At 70.3% G+C, this 17,320-nt stretch carries 16 protein-coding genes; 7 read left to right on the top strand and 9 right to left on the bottom strand.

The genetic code is table 11. From position 1 onward, the window contains the following. Positions 1-20 precede the first annotated feature (20 nt). The 6 genes from A7B20_RS00240 to A7B20_RS00215 are packed head-to-tail and all read left to right on the top strand — an operon-like array spanning position 21 to position 4,305. Entirely contained in the window at positions 21-983 is a 963-nt protein-coding gene (locus A7B20_RS00240; protein WP_102106538.1) for an ABC transporter substrate-binding protein, read from the top strand. 25 nt (positions 984-1,008) lie between these two features. After that, entirely contained in the window at positions 1,009-1,743 is a 735-nt protein-coding gene (locus A7B20_RS00235; protein ID WP_102106537.1) for an ABC transporter permease, read from the top strand. Beyond that, the gene (locus A7B20_RS00230) at positions 1,740-2,333 is read left to right on the top strand and encodes an ABC transporter ATP-binding protein (protein WP_102106536.1); all 594 of its coding nucleotides are present in this window, start codon (positions 1,740-1,742) and stop codon (positions 2,331-2,333) included. The genes A7B20_RS00235 and A7B20_RS00230 overlap by 4 nt, the downstream gene beginning before the upstream one ends. 15 nt (positions 2,334-2,348) lie before the next feature. Further along, positions 2,349-2,774, top strand: a complete 426-nt coding sequence (locus tag A7B20_RS00225) for a cupredoxin domain-containing protein (RefSeq protein ID WP_102106535.1) — start codon at positions 2,349-2,351, stop codon at positions 2,772-2,774. Then, positions 2,771-3,505: an ABC transporter ATP-binding protein gene (locus A7B20_RS00220; RefSeq protein WP_102106534.1), complete on the top strand. Its 735-nt coding sequence runs from the start codon at positions 2,771-2,773 to the stop codon at positions 3,503-3,505. The genes A7B20_RS00225 and A7B20_RS00220 overlap by 4 nt, the downstream gene beginning before the upstream one ends. Next, complete coding sequence (locus A7B20_RS00215; protein WP_102106533.1) at positions 3,502-4,305, top strand: ABC transporter permease; 804 nt, start codon at positions 3,502-3,504, stop codon at positions 4,303-4,305. Before A7B20_RS00220 ends, A7B20_RS00215 begins: the two co-directional genes overlap by 4 nt. Positions 4,306-4,308: 3 nt before the next feature. Here the strand turns inward: A7B20_RS00215 and A7B20_RS00210 are convergent, their stop codons facing one another. The 9 genes from A7B20_RS00210 to A7B20_RS00170 form a co-directional block, all read right to left on the bottom strand. Then, positions 4,309-6,075: an ABC transporter ATP-binding protein gene (locus A7B20_RS00210; RefSeq protein ID WP_102106532.1), complete on the bottom strand. Its 1,767-nt coding sequence runs from the start codon at positions 6,073-6,075 to the stop codon at positions 4,309-4,311. Beyond that, positions 6,072-7,031 (bottom strand): acetamidase/formamidase family protein, encoded by a 960-nt coding sequence (locus A7B20_RS00205; protein ID WP_102106531.1) that lies wholly within the window; start codon positions 7,029-7,031, stop codon positions 6,072-6,074. Before A7B20_RS00205 ends, A7B20_RS00210 begins: the two co-directional genes overlap by 4 nt. 4 nt (positions 7,032-7,035) lie before the next feature. Further along, entirely contained in the window at positions 7,036-8,664 is a 1,629-nt protein-coding gene (locus A7B20_RS00200) for an ABC transporter substrate-binding protein (RefSeq protein WP_102106530.1), read from the bottom strand. A gap of 26 nt (positions 8,665-8,690) precedes the next feature. Next, the gene (locus tag A7B20_RS00195; protein WP_102106529.1) at positions 8,691-9,611 is read right to left on the bottom strand and encodes an ABC transporter permease; all 921 of its coding nucleotides are present in this window, start codon (positions 9,609-9,611) and stop codon (positions 8,691-8,693) included. After that, positions 9,611-10,495, bottom strand: a complete 885-nt coding sequence (locus A7B20_RS00190) for an ABC transporter permease (protein WP_102106528.1) — start codon at positions 10,493-10,495, stop codon at positions 9,611-9,613. The genes A7B20_RS00195 and A7B20_RS00190 overlap by 1 nt, the downstream gene beginning before the upstream one ends. Then, entirely contained in the window at positions 10,479-11,087 is a 609-nt protein-coding gene (locus A7B20_RS00185) for an ANTAR domain-containing response regulator (RefSeq protein ID WP_102106527.1), read from the bottom strand. Before A7B20_RS00185 ends, A7B20_RS00190 begins: the two co-directional genes overlap by 17 nt. Continuing rightward, entirely contained in the window at positions 11,084-12,181 is a 1,098-nt protein-coding gene (locus A7B20_RS00180; protein WP_102106526.1) for a transporter substrate-binding protein, read from the bottom strand. The genes A7B20_RS00185 and A7B20_RS00180 overlap by 4 nt, the downstream gene beginning before the upstream one ends. A gap of 228 nt (positions 12,182-12,409) precedes the next feature. Beyond that, positions 12,410-14,779: a YbcC family protein gene (locus A7B20_RS00175; protein ID WP_102106525.1), complete on the bottom strand. Its 2,370-nt coding sequence runs from the start codon at positions 14,777-14,779 to the stop codon at positions 12,410-12,412. Next, entirely contained in the window at positions 14,776-16,335 is a 1,560-nt protein-coding gene (locus tag A7B20_RS00170) for a proton-conducting transporter transmembrane domain-containing protein (protein WP_102106524.1), read from the bottom strand. The genes A7B20_RS00175 and A7B20_RS00170 overlap by 4 nt, the downstream gene beginning before the upstream one ends. A 99-nt stretch (positions 16,336-16,434) precedes the next feature. On the opposite strand from A7B20_RS00170, the gene A7B20_RS00165 reads away from it, so the two are divergent. Then, positions 16,435-17,319 carry a LysR family transcriptional regulator gene (locus A7B20_RS00165; RefSeq protein WP_102106523.1) on the top strand — a complete coding sequence of 295 codons (885 nt, stop codon included), beginning with the start codon at positions 16,435-16,437 and terminating at the stop codon, positions 17,317-17,319. The last annotated feature ends 1 nt before the right edge of the window (position 17,320 follow it).

The following is a 17,320-nucleotide window of genomic DNA, read 5'->3' as shown; positions in this document are numbered from 1 at the left end:
GAACGGAAGGGGAGGATGCGATGAAGAGCCTGTTTCAGGCGCTGGTTCTGGCGGTGTTCGCGCTGGCGGGACCGGCCCGGGCCGAGCTGCCGGTGATCCGCGCGGCGACCCTGCAGATCGGCACCGTCAACTGGGAGCTCGACACGATCCGCCGCGAGGGGCTGGACGAGAAGCACGGCTTCCGGCTGGAGCTTCAGCCCTATGCCGACAACGGCGCGACCCGCGTGGCGGTCGAGGGCGGCACGGCGGACATGTTCGTGGCCGACTGGATCTGGGTGGCGCGGCAGCGGGCGGCGGGCGAGGATTTCGTCTTCATTCCCTACTCCAAGGCGGTCGGCGGGCTGGTGGTGCCCGGGGACAGCCCGGCCCGGACGCTCGAGGATCTGGACGGCGGCAAGATCGGCATCGCGGGCGGTCCGCTGGACAAGAGCTGGCTGATCCTCCGCGCCTTTGCCGAGCAGGAATACGGCATGGACCTGGAAGCGGCGACCGAGCAGGTGTTCGGCGCGCCGCCGCTGGTGTTCAAGACCGCGCTTTCGGGCCAGACGGACGGGGCGATCAACTTCTGGCACTTCCTCGCCAAGATGAAGGCGCAGGGGATGCGCGAGCTGATCTCGGTCGAGACGGCGACGAAGGCGCTGGGCCTCGACCCCGAGGTGCCGCTGCTGGGCTACGTGATGAAGGAGGAGTTCATCGCGGCCCATCCGGGAATCGACCAGGCGCTTTACGAGGCTTCCCGCGACGCCAAGGCGCTTTTGATGGAGGACGGCGCGTGGGAGGCGATCCGCGGCCAGATGAACGCCGGATCCGAGGCCGAGTTCGAGCAGTTGCGCGCCGATTTCCGCGCCGGGATCCCCAAGCGCCAGCCGGTGGACGAGGCCTCGGCCGACGCCTTCCTGCAACTGATGGCGAAGCTCGGCGGTGCGGCTCTGGTCGGCGACGCGACGCGCCTGCCGTCGGGCCTGTTCGCCGGGGTCGAATGAGCGGCCATGCGGGGACACGCCGGCGATGGTAAGGGCGCTGTCCCTGCTTGGCCTGCTCCTGCTCTGGATGGTCGCCGCGCGGCTGACGGACGATCCGCAGGTGCTGCCCGGCCCCTTCGCGCTGCTCACCCCGTTCGCGGCCGAGATCCGCTCGGGCGCGCTGCCCTATCACTTGCTGCACACGCTGGTGCGGGTTGCCTGGGCCTTCGCGCTGGCCATGTCCATCGGCATGGCGCTGGGCCTTGCCATGGGGCTGTTCCCGGCGCTCGACCGCTGGCTCGACCCGTGGCTGGTGGTGTTCCTGAACCTGCCCGCGCTGGTGCTGATCGTGCTCTGCTATCTCTGGATCGGCCTGAACGAGACGGCCGCCATCGCCGCGGTGACGCTGAACAAGATCCCGAACGTCACCACCATCATCCGCGAGGGCGCCCGCGCGCTCGACCCGGGGCTGCGCGCCATGGCGCAGGTGTTCCGGATGCCGCGCCGCACCTACCTGCGCCACGTCATCCTGCCCCAGCTTGCCCCCTATACCACCGGCGCGGCGCGCTCGGGCATCGCGGTGATCTGGAAGATCGTGCTGGTGGTCGAGTTCCTGGGACGCTCGAACGGGATCGGCTTCCAGATCCACCTCTATTTCCAGCTGTTCGACGTGGCCCACGTGCTGGTCTACGCGCTGTCCTTCATCGCGGTGATGCTGGCGGTCGAATGGCTGTTCCTGCAGCCCTGGGAGCGGCGGGTGCGGCGCTGGAGGCTGGCGTGATCCGGGTCGATGTCCGCGCCAAGGATTATGACGGCGTGCCGGTGCTGCGCGATGTCCGCTTCGACGTCGCGCGGGGCGAGACGGTGGCGCTGCTTGGCCCCTCGGGGATCGGCAAATCGACCCTGTTGCGGCTGATCGCGGGGATCGACACCGATTTCGAGGGTCATGTCGAGGCCCCCGAGGCCATGGCGATCGTCTTTCAGGAACCGACGCTCCTGCTCTGGCGCAGTGTGCTCGACAACATCCTGCTGGTGCATCCGCGCCTGCCCCGGGACGAGGCGCTGGCGACGCTTGGCAAGGTGGGGCTTCGGGGCAAGGAAACGCAGTTCCCGACGCAACTCTCGCTCGGCCAGCAGCGGCGCCTCTCGCTCGCGCGGGCCTTCGCGGGCAAGCCCGAGCTTCTGATCATGGACGAGCCCTTCGTCTCGCTCGACGCCGCGATGGCGGACGAGATGCTGGGACTGGCCGAGGCGCTGATCGCTGAAACCCGTCCCGCCACGATCTTCGTCACCCATGCCGAACCCGAGGCCGCGCGCCTGGCGACGCGGCACCTTGTGCTTGGCGGACGGCCTGCCACACTGCAACCCTGACCGAAAGGACCACCGATGCGCCTGCCCCTGACCCTCGCTGCCCTCGCCTTCGCCCTGCCCGTGCAGGCCCACGACTTGGGCTTCGCCGGCCTGCTGTCCGCCTCGAACAAGGAAGAGCTGCCGCCGCTGACCCTGTCCTCGGGCAAGCCGGTGGCCGAGGGGCCGCTGACGCTGAAATCCGGCATGGCCTACGAGATCGAGATCGAGGCCGACGGCACCGCCGAACTGGGGCTGTCCGGCGCGGGCTTCTTCCGCGCGATCTGGATCAACGAGATCGTCATCAACGGGCTGGAGATCCGGCCGCTGGGCATCGACAGTGTCGAATTCGACAAGGCGGGCACCATGGAGATCGAGTTCATCGCCATCAAGCCCGGCACCTACGAGTTGCGCCAGCCCGGCACGACGGGACCCGACCAGGGCGTGACCATCACCATCCAATGAGCACGCTCGACGTCTCCCACGTGACCTATCGCTACGGCCCCAAGGTGGCGCTGGACGACGTGTCCTTCGCGCTGGAGCGGGGCCGGTTCTGCGCGCTGCTGGGGCCGAACGGGGCGGGGAAATCGACCCTCTTCTCGCTCCTGACGCGGCTGCTGGTCACGCGGGAGGGGAGGATCACCGTGGCCGGGCACGACCTGGCGCGGGAGCCGCGGGCGGCGCTTGGCAAGATCGGCGTGGTGTTCCAGCAGCAGACGCTGGATCTGGACATGACCGTGCTGCAGAACCTGCGCTATTTCGCTGCGCTGCAGGGTCTTTCGGGCGCGGCGGCGCAGAGGAACATCGACGCCGCGCTCGACCGGCTGGCGATGCGCGAGAGGGCGGGGGAAAAGGCGCGGGCGCTGAACGGCGGCCACCGGCGGCGGATGGAGATCGCCCGCGCCCTGATCCACGATCCCGAGGTGCTGCTGCTGGACGAGCCGACCGTGGGCCTCGACACCGCGTCGCGGCAGTCGATCACGGCGCATGTTCACGATCTGGCGGACGGCGGGCTTTCGGTGCTGTGGGCAACCCATCTGGTGGACGAGATCCGGCCGCGGGACGACGTGGTGGTGCTGCACCAGGGCCACGTTCTGGCCCATGACGACGCCGCTGCGATATCGGGCGAGAAGAGCCTGATCGACGCCTTCATCGCCATGACCGGCAAGGCGCCCGAGGAAAGGGTGGCCCTGTGACACCGTACCTCGTCGCCCTCTGGGCCATCACCAAGCGGGAATCCCTGCGCTTCATCAACCAGCGCAGCCGCTTCCTTGCCGCGCTGGTGCGCCCGCTGGTCTGGCTGATCGTCTTCGCCGCGGGCTTCCGCGCCGCCCTCGGCCTGTCGATCATCCCGCCCTATGCCACCTACATCACCTACGAGGTCTACATCGTCCCCGGCCTCTGCGGCATGATCCAGCTGTTCAACGGGATGCAGTCCTCGCTTTCGCTGGTCTACGATCAGGAAATGGGGTCGATGCGGCTTTTGCTTACCTCGCGCCTGCCGCGGTGGTGGCTTCTGTTCTGCAAGCTCCTGGCCGGGGTCGCGGTGTCGATCCTGCAGGTCTACGTCTTCCTCGCCATCGCCGCGGCCTTCGGGATCGTCATGCCGCCGCTCGGCTATCTCTATGCGCTGCCCGCGCTCGTCATCTCGGGGCTGATGCTGGGGGCGCTGGGGCTCCTGATCTCGTCGACGATCAAGCAGCTCGAGAACTTCGCCGGGGTGATGAACTTCGTCATCTTCCCGATGTTCTTCCTGTCCACCGCGCTCTATCCGCTGTGGAAGATGGCCGAAAGCTCGGAGCTTCTGCGCGATATCTGCGCGGTCAATCCGTTCACCCATGCGGTCGAGCTGATCCGCTTCGCGCTCTACCAGTCGTTCAACGGCATGTCCCTGCTCTGGGTCGCGCTGTCCTTCGTGGTGTTCATGGCGGGCTCGATGATCGGCTACGACCCCGCCTTCGGGATGACCCGGAAAAGGCCCGGCGGAAAGCCCTGAGCGTCAGACCGCGGCGAGGTGGCCGTCGCCCGTGTCCTTCAGCAGGATCCGCTGGGGCAGGACGCCGCGGGGCAGCACCGGGCTCGGCACCTCGCCCGCGGGACGCTGCGAGGGTTTGCGCTGGTGCGTGGGGTCGGGCACCGGCACGGCCTCGATCAGGGTCTTCGTATAAGGGTGCTTCGGCGCGCCGAAGATCTGCGCGCGGGTGCCGGTTTCGACGATCTGGCCGAGGTGCATGACGGCGACGCGGTCGGAAATGTTCTCGACCACCGCCATGTCGTGGCTGATGAACAGGTAGGCGATGCCGAACTCGGTCTTCAGCGCCTCCAGCAGGGCCAGCACGCGGGCCTGCACCGAGACGTCGAGTGCCGAGACGGATTCGTCGGCGATGATGAGCTTCGGTTGCAGCGCCAGCGCGCGGGCGATGCAGATGCGCTGGCGCTGGCCGCCCGAGAACTCGTGCGGGTAGCGGTCGATCTGGTCGCGCTCCAGGCCGACGCGTTCGAACAGTTCGGCGGTCTTCGCGCGCCGCTCGACCGGAGAGCCGATGCCGTGGATCACCAGCGGTTCGGCCACGAGGTCGCCCACCCGCATCCTCGGGTCGAGCGAGGCCATGGGATCCTGGAAGATCATCTGCACGTCCCGGAAGGCCGCGCCGCTGCGCCGCTGGTCCGACGCGACGGCGCGGCCCGCCACCTCGATCGTGCCGGTGAAGGGGACGAGGCCGACCATGGCCTTGGCGATGGTGGACTTGCCGCAGCCGGATTCGCCGACGAGCGAGAAGGTCTCGCCCGGCCGGATGTCGAAGCTGACCCCGGCGACGGCATGGACATGGGCCTGCACGGTGTTCAGCACGCCGCCCCGGATGTCGAAGCGGACCTTCAGGTCGCGGACCCGTACCAGCGGCTCGGTCGTCGGCGCCTTCACAGGCGCGCCGCCGTTGCCCATCCGCGGCACGGCGTCGAGGAGGGCGCGCGTATAGGGCTGCTTCGGGGCGGCGAACAGTTGCCGCACCGGCCCCTGCTCGACCATGCGACCGGCCTGCATCACCACCACGCGGTCGGCCATCTCGGCCACCACGCCCATGTCGTGGGTGATGAGGATGATGGCGGTGCCGAGGTCGCGCTGCAGGTCGCGGAGCAGCTCCAGCACCTCGCGCTGCACGGTGACGTCGAGGGCCGTCGTCGGCTCGTCGGCGATCAGGATGTCGGGGCGCAGCGCGACGGCCATGGCGATCATCACCCGCTGGCGCATTCCGCCGGATAGTTCGTGGGGATATTGCTTCAGCCGCCGTTCGGGCTGCGACATGCGCACGGCCTTCAGCGCCTCCAGCGCGCGGGCGCGGGCCTGTCCGCGGGGCAGGGTCTCGTGGGCCTCGATGGCCTCGGTCAGCTGTTTCCCGACGGTCAGCACCGGGTTCAGCGAGGTCATGGGCTCCTGGAAGATCATCGCGATGCGGTCGCCGCGGATGGCCCGCATCTTTCCCTCGGGCAGGGACAGCAGGTCGGTGCCCTTCAGCAGGATCCGCCCTGCCGAGACGTGGACCGCCGGGGGCGGCAGCAGGCCCATCACGGCGAGGGAGGTCAGGGACTTGCCCGACCCTGATTCGCCCGCGATGGCCAGCGTCTCGCCCCGGTTCAGGGTGAAGGAGAGACTGTCGACCAGCACCTTCGGCCCGGCCTCGGTGCGGACCGAGACCGACAGCCCCTCGACCGAGAGGACGGTGTCCGGGGCGACGGGCGCCCCGGAGGTTTTCGCATCGCCGCTCATTCGAAGACGCAGCGCGGGAAGTAGAAGCTGACGACCCAGTTCGGCATGTCGACGATCTCGGAAATCCTGAGATCGCCGCAGGTCGAGACCAGCATGTAGGCGTCGACCGCCGCCATCTGCCGGGTGGCGCAGAGGAGGTCGATCATGCCCGAGACCGCGTCCTTCGCCGCGCTCATCAGGTCCGGCCCGATGCCCGTCGTCACCTCGTAGCCCTTGGAGTCGAGGTGGCGCGTCACCGGTCCCGGCGTGGTGAAGCGCGGCATCTTCAGGTTCGCACCCTTCACGAGGTCGAGCGTCAGCACCGCGTCCATCGGGCTTTCGATGGCGGTGCCGCAGACCTCGCCATCCCCTTGCGCCGCGTGGGTGTCGCCGACGCTGAACAGCGCGCCCGCGACTTCCACCGGCAGGTACAGCTCGGTCCCTGCGGCGAGGTCGCGGATGTCCATGTTGCCGCCCACCCGGCGCGGCGGGACGATGGAGTGCAGCCCCGGCTCGGCCAGCGCGTTGCCGATGGTGCCGCAGAACGGCTTCAGCGGCACCGCGCCCTCGTCCCAGTAAAGCGCGGGGGCGAGGGTGTCGGCGTCATAGGTCCAGACCTGCAACGCCGGGTCGGTGAACTGGTCGGCCAGCAGGCCGAACCCCGGGATGTTCGCCGTCCAGCCCCAGCCCTTGCCGTTCTCGCGGCGGGGGGCGAAGCTTTCGATGGTGACCTTCAGCGCATCGCCGGGCTCGGCCCCTTCGACGAAGATCGGCCCCGAGACCGGGTTGATCTTGCCGAAGTCCAGCGCCGAGACGTCGGCGACGGTGGACGACGGGCCAAGCTGGCCCGCCGAGGAATCCTTGCAGTGGAACAGGATCGTGGATCCGGGCGCCACCCTTTCGACCGGGGCAATGGAATTGTCCCAGCCGAAATGGTGCTGCGCGCCGTGGATGGTGTAGTCGCAGGCCTTGCACATGGTCTTACTCGGTCACGTAGACGTAGTCGTAGTTGACCGGAATCGACACCGGATCGACGTAGAGCGCGTCGTCACCGCCCATGCGGGCCGACTTCATGGTATAGCGCTGCTCGTTGAACACCGGCACCCAGGGCGCGTCCTCCATGATCTTCATGTAGACGTCGGACCACTTCGCCAGCCGCGCGTCCTTCTGTGCCGGGTCGGCCATGGAGTCGGCCTCGGCCGCCTCCTTGTCCAGCTCCTCGTTGCAGTACCACGACCAGTTCCAGCCGCCCTGCACCGCGCCCGCACAGCCCAGGATCGGGCCGTAGAAGTTCGAGGCATCCGGGAAGTCGGCGATCCAGGCCATGCCGCCCGACCAGATCATCGGCGCCTGGTCCTTCTCGCCTCCGGCCGCGATGACGTTGGCTTGGGCGAGGGACTGGATCGAGGCCTTGATGCCGATCTGCGACAGGTCCTGCTGGATCGCCTGCGCGATCCGCGGGTTCGGGTCGGTGTTCATCACGAAGAGCTCGGTCTCGAACCCGTCGGGATGCCCGGCCTCGGCCAGCAGCGCCTTGGCGCCCTCGACGTCGTACTTGTAGCCTTCGTAGCCCTCCGTATAGCCCGGCATCGACGGCGGCAGCGGCTGGGTGGCGGGCACGGCACGGCCGTTGATGATCTGGATGATCCGCTCCTTGTTGATCGCCATGTTCACCGCCTTCCTCACCTTCACGTCGTCGAAGGGCGGCATGGTGACGTTCATGGTGATATAGCCGGTGTGCAGCTGCCCGCCCTCGACGACGCGCGCCGCCTGCTCGGGGTCGTTCATCACCTCGACGAACTTCGCGGGCGGGATGCCGTCGCCCGGCACGTCGACCTCGCCGTTCTGGAGGCGGAGGAGGGCGACGATGGGCTCCTGCCCGACCTCGAAGGTGATCTGGTCGAGATAGGGGATGCCCTCGCGCCAGTAGTCGGCGTTCTTCTCGAACACCAGCCGCTGGCCGATGGTCCACTCGGCCAGCTTGAAGGCGCCGGTGCCCACGGGCTGCTTGCCGAAGTCGGCCCCGGCCGCCTCGACGGCCTCCTGCGGCACGACCGAGGCGAAGTTCAGCGCCATGACGTGCAGGAAGGTCGCGTCGGGGCGGGAAAGCTTGATGACGACCGTGCTTTCGCCGGGGGTCGAGACGCCCGACAGTTCGGTGGCCGAACCGTCGGCCATGGCGTCATAGCCCTCGATCGCGCCGAAGAAGCCCGCGCCGGGGCTTTGCGTCGTCGGGTTGGTGACGCGGTTCAGCGAGTATTTCACGTCCTCGGCCGTCATCTCGCGGCCGTTGTGGAATTTGACGCCGGGACGCAGCTTGAACGTGTAGGTCATGCCGTCGTCCGAAATCTCGTAGCTTTCGGCAAGGCCCGGGCGCAGGTCGGTGGTGCCGGGGACATAGTCCATCAGGCCGTCGAAGATCGACTTGATCATCGACCAGTTCTGCCAGTCGTAGCCGATGGCGGGGTCCAGGGTGGCCACGTCGTCCTTGTAGGTGATGGTGATCGACCCGCCTTCCTTGGCGTTCGGATCGGGCGTGTAGTCCTGGGCAAGCGCGGGCGCCCCGGCCATGGCGGCCAGAAGCGCGGTGGTGGCAAGCAGTTTCCTCATTGTCTTCCTCCTGTTGGTTTATGGGTTCAGCGCAGTCGGATGCGCGGGTCGATGAACGGGGTGACGAGATCGGCCAAGAGATTGCCGAGCACGATGGCGCAGGCCGAGACAAGCGTGACGCCCATGATAATCGGGATGTCGACGCGCTGGATCGCCTGCCAGGCCAGCTGGCCGATGCCGGGCCAGCCGAAGACGGATTCCACCACCACGATCCCGCCCATGAAGATGCCGATGTCGATGCCGATCATGGCGATGATCGGCAGGATCGCGTTCGGCAGGGCATGGCGCAGGATGACGCGGGCACGGGTCAGTCCCTTGGCGCGGGCGGTGCGGATGTAGTCGGCGCGCAGCACGTCCACCATGGACGAGCGCATCATGCGCGAATACCACCCCGAGCCCATGATCCCGAGTGTCACCGAGGGCAGGACGAGGTGGGCAAGGGTGCCGTAGCCGCCGATGGGGAACCACTTGAGCTGCACCGCGAAGACGTAGAGCAGCAGCAGGCCGACGACGAACTGCGGGGCCGAGACGCCGACGAAGCTGGCGATCATCAGGGTGTTGTCGGTGGCGCTGCCGCGCTTCAGTGCCGCGACGATGCCCATGGTCAGGCCGAGGATCAGCTCGCAGCCGATGGCGCCTGCCATGAGCAGAAGGGTGGCGGGGAGGCGGGCGGCGATCAGCTCGGACACCTCGGAGCGCTGCAGGTAGCTGCGCCCGAGGTCGCCCTGCACGAGGCCGGTGAGATAGCGCCAGTACTGGACCATCAGCGGCTGGTCGAGGCCAAGCTGGGCGCGGATGTTCTCGACCGTCTGGGCGGTGGCCGAGCGGCCCGCGATCTGGCGCACCGGGTCCGCCGGAAGGGCGTAGAGCAGGACGAAGGTGATGAAGGACACGCCGAGGAGGATCAGGAGCGATACCAGCAGGCGGCGGACAAGGTAGGCGGCCATCAGTCGCGTCCCCGCTGTGTCGGGTCCAGCACGTCGCGCAGGGCGTCGCCGAGGAGGTTGAAGGACAGGGCGAGGATCAGGATCGCCATGCCGGGGAAGAAGACCAGCCAGGGGGCGGCCTGGAAATAGGTCTGGTTCTCGAAGATGATGTTGCCCCAGCTTGCCGTCGGGGGCTGCACGCCGATGCCGAGGAAGCTCAGCGTCGCCTCCAGCAGCACGGTGGTCGAGATCCCGAGCGTGCCCCAGACGATGATCATCGGCACGAGGTGGGGCAGGATGTGGCGCAGCAGGATCCGCATGTGCCCGGCGCCGAGGGTCCTTTCGGCCGCGATGAACTCGCGTTCCGCCAGCGACGTCGTCTCGGTATAGAGCACCCGCGCCGTCTGCACCCAGTTCACGATGGCGATGACCATGGCGACGATCCAGAGCGAGGGCGAGAAGATCGCGGCAAGGCAGATGGCGAGCAGCAGCGCCGGGAAGGCCATCATCAGGTCGGTGAACCGCATCAGCACGGCGCCCGTCAGTCCGCGGACATAGCCCGCGGTGACGCCCACCACGGTGCCGATGACCAGCGCGATGCCGTTGGCGACGATGCCGATGATGAGGGACGTGCGCGCGCCGTAGAGGATTCGCGTCAGCAGGTCGCGGCCCAGAAGGTCGGTGCCCAGCGGAAACTGCCCGCCCGGCGGCATGGGGGCGCCGGTGATGGTGAGGCCGTCGAACATCTGCTCGTTCGGGTCATAGGGGGTGAGCCAGGGCGCGAAGATCGCGCCGAGCACCGTGAGGACGATCAGCACAAGACCCAGGACGGCCAGCTTGCGCCGCGCTAGGCGCCGGAGGGCCGAGCGGGGCCGGGGCGCGGCGGGATCAGCGGCGGCGGACATCTGCGCCTCCCTCTTCCGGGGCTTCCGGGGGCTCGGCGATGCGGCGGGCGGCTTCCTCGATCGTCACCTGCCAGGCCATGGCCAAGGCGCGGAGCTGGTCATAGGCCTCGGCCTCGGTCTTGCCCCGCGCGGCCAGGAGCAGGACGGCCTTCACGACCGTCTGCCGCTCGGCCAGCCGCGCCTTCAGTCCCGCGATCTCGTCGGCCAGGCGGCGGCGCGTCTCGAAGGACTGGCGGGCGATCAGCAGGGCGGAATAGACGCCGCCGTCGCCCACGGGCTTCAGCATCTGCGCATCGGCCCCGGCGGACAGCGCCCATTCGATCCGCCCCGGCGCCTCTGACCCGATCAGCGCGATCAGCGGCATCGGCGCGCGTCCCGCGGGCCAGGGAAACATCGCGTCGTGGCAGAGGTCGGCATCGAAGAAGACGAAGTCGGCGGCCAGCGCGGCCGCTCCCGGCTCGGGCCAGTCGTGGGCGGGGCGCAGGCCGATGGCGGAGAGCTGGCGGGTGAGCGCCTGCACCGTCGCGTGGGGCCGGTGCAGGATCAGCGCGGTTGCGCCGCCGAGTTCGGGCGTCGGCAGGCGGCGGATCATGGCACCGCCCTCAGCGCCGGACGCGGCGCGGCGGGCCAGCGTTCGCGCCGGGTCAGGTAGGGATCGGCCACCACCTGCCCCGCGCGCTCGATCACCTCGAACCGTCCGTTCGTGACGCGGGCGATCAGCACCGGCAGGCGCATGTGGTGGGTCTCGGCGTCCAGCCCGAAGTCGCGGGCGGCGGGGCTGGCCAGCAGGGTGGCGAGGTCGGCGTCGGGCCCCGTCTCCTCGATCAGGCGGGCCAGCATCCGGACCGCGCCATAGGCCGCGGCCTCGTACGAGGAATCGGCGCCGGAATCGGTCGCGGCGCGCCAGCCCCGTTCGCCCGCGAAATGGGGCCCGACCGCGATCAGCCCCTCGGCGGCCCGGCCCAGGACCGGCAGTTCGCATTCGGTGAGGTTGCAGGACAGCACCGGGCAGGCGTCCCCGGCGAAGGCGGGATCGGCCTGCCGCAGTTCGGCCATGGCGGCGAGGAAGGCATGGGAGCTGTCGCCGATCAGGTTGTTCAGCACGAAGTCGGGGCGCAGCGCCGCGATCTCGGCCACCAGCCGGGCGATGCCGGTGTCGCCCACCGCGAGATAACGCTCGCCCAGCACGGCGCCGCCCTGCGCGGTCAGCGTCTCGCGGGCGACGCGGTTCATCTCCCAGCCCCAGATGTAGTTCGAGCCGGTCAGGAAGGCGCGCCGCCCGAAGCGCGGCACCGCCCAGTGCAGCAGCGGCAGCAGGTGCTGGTTCGGGCAGGCATGGGTATAGACGACGCGATCCGAGGTCTCGAACCCCTCGTGCGGGCAGGCGTACCACAGCACGCCGCGGCCGCGTTCCAGCGCCGGGATCACCTCCTTCCGCGAGGAGGAGGTGATGCAGCCGACGACATGGCGGGCGGCGCTTTCGGCGAGGATCCGGGCGCAGAGCGGTTCGTAAAGATCGAGGTTGCCCTTCGGATCGGCCTCGACCGGGGTCAGGGTCAGGCGAGACCCGGGATCGGCGTTGACGTCGGCGATGGCGGCCAGCGCCCCGTCGCGGCAGGCGCGCGACATCTGGCCATAGCTGCCACCCTGGGAATAGAGCAGGCCGATATCGACGGGCGTTCTCACGCGGCGGGTCTCCCTCAACGAAAAACGCCCCGCACCGCGATCGCCGGGGCGATGCGGAAACGGGGCGCGAATGCCATGCGGCCGATGCCGCTTTCCCCTTCTCTGCCGCGGGAGGGGGCTCCCGGTCAATGCATTGTCGTGCAATCCGGCCGCGACAGCCCCGTTTTCCGGGACTGCCGCCTTTTTGTGCGCCCCGGCGCGGGCACCGGTGCGGTTACGGGCGCAGGGTCATGCGGCGTCGGGCAGCGGCGAGGCTGCGGCGTCGCGGGCGCGCCAGCGCCCCCGGTCCCACCGCCGCCCCAGCCCGCCCGCCTTGTCCAGCGCACAGAGCGTCAGCCAGCCGTTGTCGAACAGCGCCGCCACGTCGGGCCGCCGGGCGAGGACCTTCGCGATCATCGGCTCCGGCGCGTCCACGGCGACGATCAGCCGGGCGGGGAGGTGGCGCAGCGCGCTGCCGTCGTGGACCGATTGCCAGGGCAGGCCGGTGCGCAGGCCGCCACCGTTGCCTTCCAGCACGCCGATGCCGCCGACGACGTTGTGCAGCAGCTTGTTGCCCGCGCCGAACGCCTCGGGCGCGACGCTGGATCCATGGTACTGGAGCGCGATCCAGCTGGCGACGACGACCGGCGCGGCGAGGATCTGTTCCAGCGTTCCAGCGTCCTCGTCGTCGCGCCGCCAGCTGTAGTCGTGCAGGAACACCCGCCCGCCCAGATTGCGCCCGCGGGTGCGGTTGCGGGGGGCGGCGATGAAGGCCCGGCACCCGGCCAGACCCCATTCGGGCCGGACTTCGGACCAGGTGCGACCCCGCGCGGCCAGGCCTTCCGCCGTGCCGCGGGGCAGGGTGGCCGCCCGCTCGGTCCGCGCGACCGGACCTGCGGCGGCCAGGGCGCGGCGCAGCCGGGCGAGGTCTTCGGCGTGGCTTGCGGGCAGCCCGTCGGCGAACAGCCGCACCTCGTCGGACACCGTGTCGTGAAGCCCGGCGACGAAGACGGTTTCGGCAGGGATCGGGATGCCCTTCGCCCGCAGCCCTTCGCGCACGGGCGCCTCGTTCAGCAGCCCGGCCAGGAGGCGGGCGTTGACGTCGCCCGCGTGGCCGCCGCAGGCGCCGCATTGCAGGGCGCTCGCGTGGGGCGCGTTCGTCACCGTCGCACCGTGGCCGCAGACCAGCACCAAGCGGGCGAAGCCCTCGGTCAGGGACATCGCGCCAAGGATGGCGCCCGCCGTGGCGATCCGGGCGTCGAGCGGAAGGTCCAGCTGCGGCGCGGCTTCGGCCTTCGGACCGGCGCCGTGGGTGAAGCTGTCGCGCAACAGCTTCCAGACATAGAGCGGCCCCGCCGCCTCGACATAGGCGAAGCCTGAGACGGCGGCGCGCTTGAACCGGCCCCAGGCGCGAACCGTGCGCAGCCGGATCCGGGCGGCGGTGTCCTCGGTCGCGTCGCCGCCGCTGCGGGTGTCGACGGAGGGCGTCAGCAGCACCGGCGCCCGTGCCTCCTCGATGTCCGAGGCAAAGCCGTGGTGGCGCACCGGCAGACCGAAGAAGCCCGCGAAGCCGATGGTCTGCACGCCGCCGTCCGCCGCCTCGATCGCCCGGCGCAGCACTTCGGACCGGGTGTCGATGCAGAAGGCGGCCTGAAGCGGCGGGGCCCCGGCGCCAGCCTCCGCCGCGGGCTCGGACAGGGTGCCGGCCAGCTGCCGTTCGGCCGCAGCGTCCACGGCCTGTTGCAGCGCGGCGTCGAGGATCAGGTCGGCATCGGGCGCGGCGGGCTCGGCGAAAGCGGCCTGCGCCTGCGCCCAGGCCGCGCGCCGCGCCGCCCCCCCCGCCTCGAGCAGCGCCACCTCCCAGGACAGGCGCACCGTCAGCAGGTCGAAGGCGGTCGTGTCCTCGGTCCCGTCCCGCTCGGCGATGAAGCCGAGGTGGCGGGCATACTGCGCCCAGCCCGACAGGGTGACGAGCAGGCGGTGGAAGTACGCCGGTGCGGCCTCGGCCGACAGGTCCAGCGTCTCGCAATAGGCGGCGAGGGCGGGCCGCGACGCGGCGGGGGCATCGGCCAGCCGCGCGGCGAAGCCCGGCAGACCGGCGATCCCTGGCGTGAGGTCGCGGCTGGCGAAGGCGCGCCACGAGGGCCAGGCGGTCTGCTCGGGCGCCGGCCAGAAGGCCTGCCCCCGGTCGAAATGCGCCGCCGCCCAGAGACCGATCCGGTCCTCGATCAGGCCCGGCCAGTCGATACCGCTGTCCGCGGCGGCGAGGTCGGCGATGCTGGGCAGGGGGGCTGCCGGCGCGGGCTCGGTCCGGGCCGCGCGGCGCAGATCCTCGGGGCTCAGCCCGTGCGCGGCGGCCCCGGCAGCAAGGTCGGCGTCGGTGAGCAGACCGGAGTCGAGCATCGCGGCCGCCTCGGCGCGCGGCAGGAACACCCGCCCGCCGCCGACCCGCCGCAGCCGGGCCGCGGCGGCCAGCCGCGACTCGCCGGTCTGTCCCAGCCAGGGGTTGACGGCGGCCGTCGCCTCCAGCGGGAAGGCCGGGGGAATCTGGCCGATGGCGGCCCCGGCGGCGGCGAAGGTCTCGAGCGCGGGGCCAGACCAGGTTCTGGGCATGTTCATCTCAGTTCTTCCTTCTGCGGGGTCCAGCGGCCGGCAAGCCGGGCGAAGATCGTGTCGATGTAGAGGCCGTTCATCAGGTGGACGCGGATCCCGGTGGCCGCCGGGTGGCCCGCCCAGAGCGGGAAGGTGGTCTGCGCCAGGGCCGCGATGCCGAAGGTCACGACGGCCAGCACGATGGTCGCCCAGATCAGCCCGTCGGGCGGCGGCGGCGCGGGAAGGGTCGCGGCGGACATGGCGACTGCCGCGTGCTGGAGCGCGAAGTAGGCGGCCGTCGCCACGGCGGACAGCGCCGCGGTGCGCAGGGCCAGCGCCCGCGGGGCGCGGTCGGCAAGGCCCTGGGCGACCAGGTAGACGACGCCGAAGATCAGGATCGCGCCAAGGCCGATGGCCTGGGGCGATTTCGTCGCCAGCCCGAACACCAGCCCGATGGCGAGGTAGAGCCCGAGCGCCAGCCCGAAGGCCCGCGCAACGGCGGCCAGGTCGGGCACCGCCGCGGGACCGGGGCGGCGGATCGACGACACCTCGCGCACCGCGTTGCCGGAGACGAGGAAGGCGTGGGCCTTGTAGAAGGAATGGGCGACGATGTGCAGCAGCGCGAGCGGGAACAGGGCCAGCCCGCATTGCAGCACCATGAAGCCCATCTGCGCGCAGGTCGACCAGGCCAGCGCCGTCTTCACCGCGGGCTGGGTCAGCGCGATCGAGGCGGCGAGCAGGGCGCTGAACCCGCCGACGAGGGCCAGCACCGCCAGCACGCCCGGGGCGGTCAGCAGCACGTCGGCGAAGCGGATCAGCAGGAAGCCGCCGCCGTTGACGACCCCAGCGTGCAGCAGGGCCGAGACCGGGGTGGGCGCTTCCATCACTTCGGTCAGCCACCCGTGGGTCGGGATCAGGGCCGACTTGAAGATGGCGGACACCGCCAGCAGCAGCGCGGCAAGCCAGAGCGGTCCGCCCCCCTCGCCCGCCCGGGCGGCGGCGTTGATCTCGGCGATGTCGAGCGTGCCGAAGCCCGCGGCCAGCAGCGCCGCGGCGGCGACCAGGGCGGCGCTGGCCGCGAAGCCGCAGATCGCTTTCTTGCGCGCCGCCCGCTGCGCGCGGGGCCGCTCGGGATAGAAGAGCAGCAGCCGTTGCAGCGCCCAGCCGGTGGCGATCCAGCCGAATGCCAGTTGCAGCAGGTTCCCGGCGATCACCAGCAGCAGGACGCAGGCGATGGTGGCCGACATCCAGCCCATGAAGGCGGGCTGCCGCGCCTCGCCGTCCAGCGCCACGCGGGAGAAGCGCAGCACGACCCAGCCGACGAAGCCGACGGTCAGGATCATCGCCACGCTGACGATGTCGATCCGCGCCGACAGGCCCGCCGTGGCGACCCCGATCAGCGGGCTGGTCGCGGGACCGTCCAGCGCCAGCGCCAGGGCGGCCACGATGCCGACCGTCAGCGCCATCAGCGCCGCGCTCTCGGGCAGCCACAGGCTGCGGTCGCCGCGCGGCGGCGGGCGCAGGGCCATCAGGACGGCGGCGGCGGCGAGGGCAAGGGGGGCCAGGAACAGAAGCAGGCTCATCGCGGATCTCCGGGACAGGGACGCGCCGTTACATAGATGGGGAGGGGAGTGGCGAAAAATACATTGTTTGAAGCGAAACGTTCTGATTAATAGAACGTCATGCGGCTGAACTTTCACCATCTGCGGTACTTCCAGGAGGTCGCCCACGAGGGCAACCTGACTCGCGCGGCGCAGAAGCTGAACCTGTCGCAGTCGGCCCTTTCGACGCAGATCCGACAGCTGGAGGACCGCCTGGGCCACGCGCTGTTCGACCGCAGCGGCCGTACCCTGACCCTGACCGAGGCGGGGCGCATCGCGCTGGACCATGCCGACCGGATCTTCGACGTGGGAGACGACCTGATGGCGACCTTGGCGGGGGGCGGGCGCAGTTCGGCCCCGCTGCGGGTCGGGGCGCTGTCGACGCTGTCGCGGAACTTCCAGCTGCGCTTCCTGCGCCCGGTGCTTCGGGATCCGGGGGCGGGGCTGGTGCTGACCTCGGGCAACAGCAGGTCGCTGCTGAGGGCGCTCGAGGCGCTGATGCTGGACGTGGTCCTGCTGACCGAACCGCCGCCGCGCGACGCCTTTCCGGGCCTCGTCGCTCACCGGCTGGCCGAGCAGCCGGTGGCGATCCACGGCACCGCGCGGCGCCTTGCCCATGACAGCCTGTCCGATCTGCTGACGTCCGAGCCGATGATCCTGCCGGCGGAAAGCTCGATCCGCACGGGGTTCGACAGCCTGACGGCGCGGCTGGGGGTGACGCCGCGCATCGCGGCGGTGGTGGACGACATGGCCATGGTGCGCCTTCTGGCGCGCGACGACGTGGGCCGGGCGATCACCCCCGCCGTGGTTCTGGCCGACGAGCTGGCCCAGGGCCTGCTGGCCAGCGCGCCCTTCCCGCTGGACATCGTCGAAAGCTTCTATGCCGTCACGGCCCCCCGTACCTTCCCCCACCCGGAGTTGCAGCGGCTGGTCGGCGGTGGGCAGGACGGCGCGGCCGGGGGCTGAG

Source organism: Oceaniglobus roseus (assembly GCF_002869745.1).
GTDB lineage: Bacteria > Pseudomonadota > Alphaproteobacteria > Rhodobacterales > Rhodobacteraceae > Oceaniglobus > Oceaniglobus roseus.
Note: the sequence above shows the minus strand (reverse complement) of the source record. Positions and strands in the feature narration are given on the sequence as shown.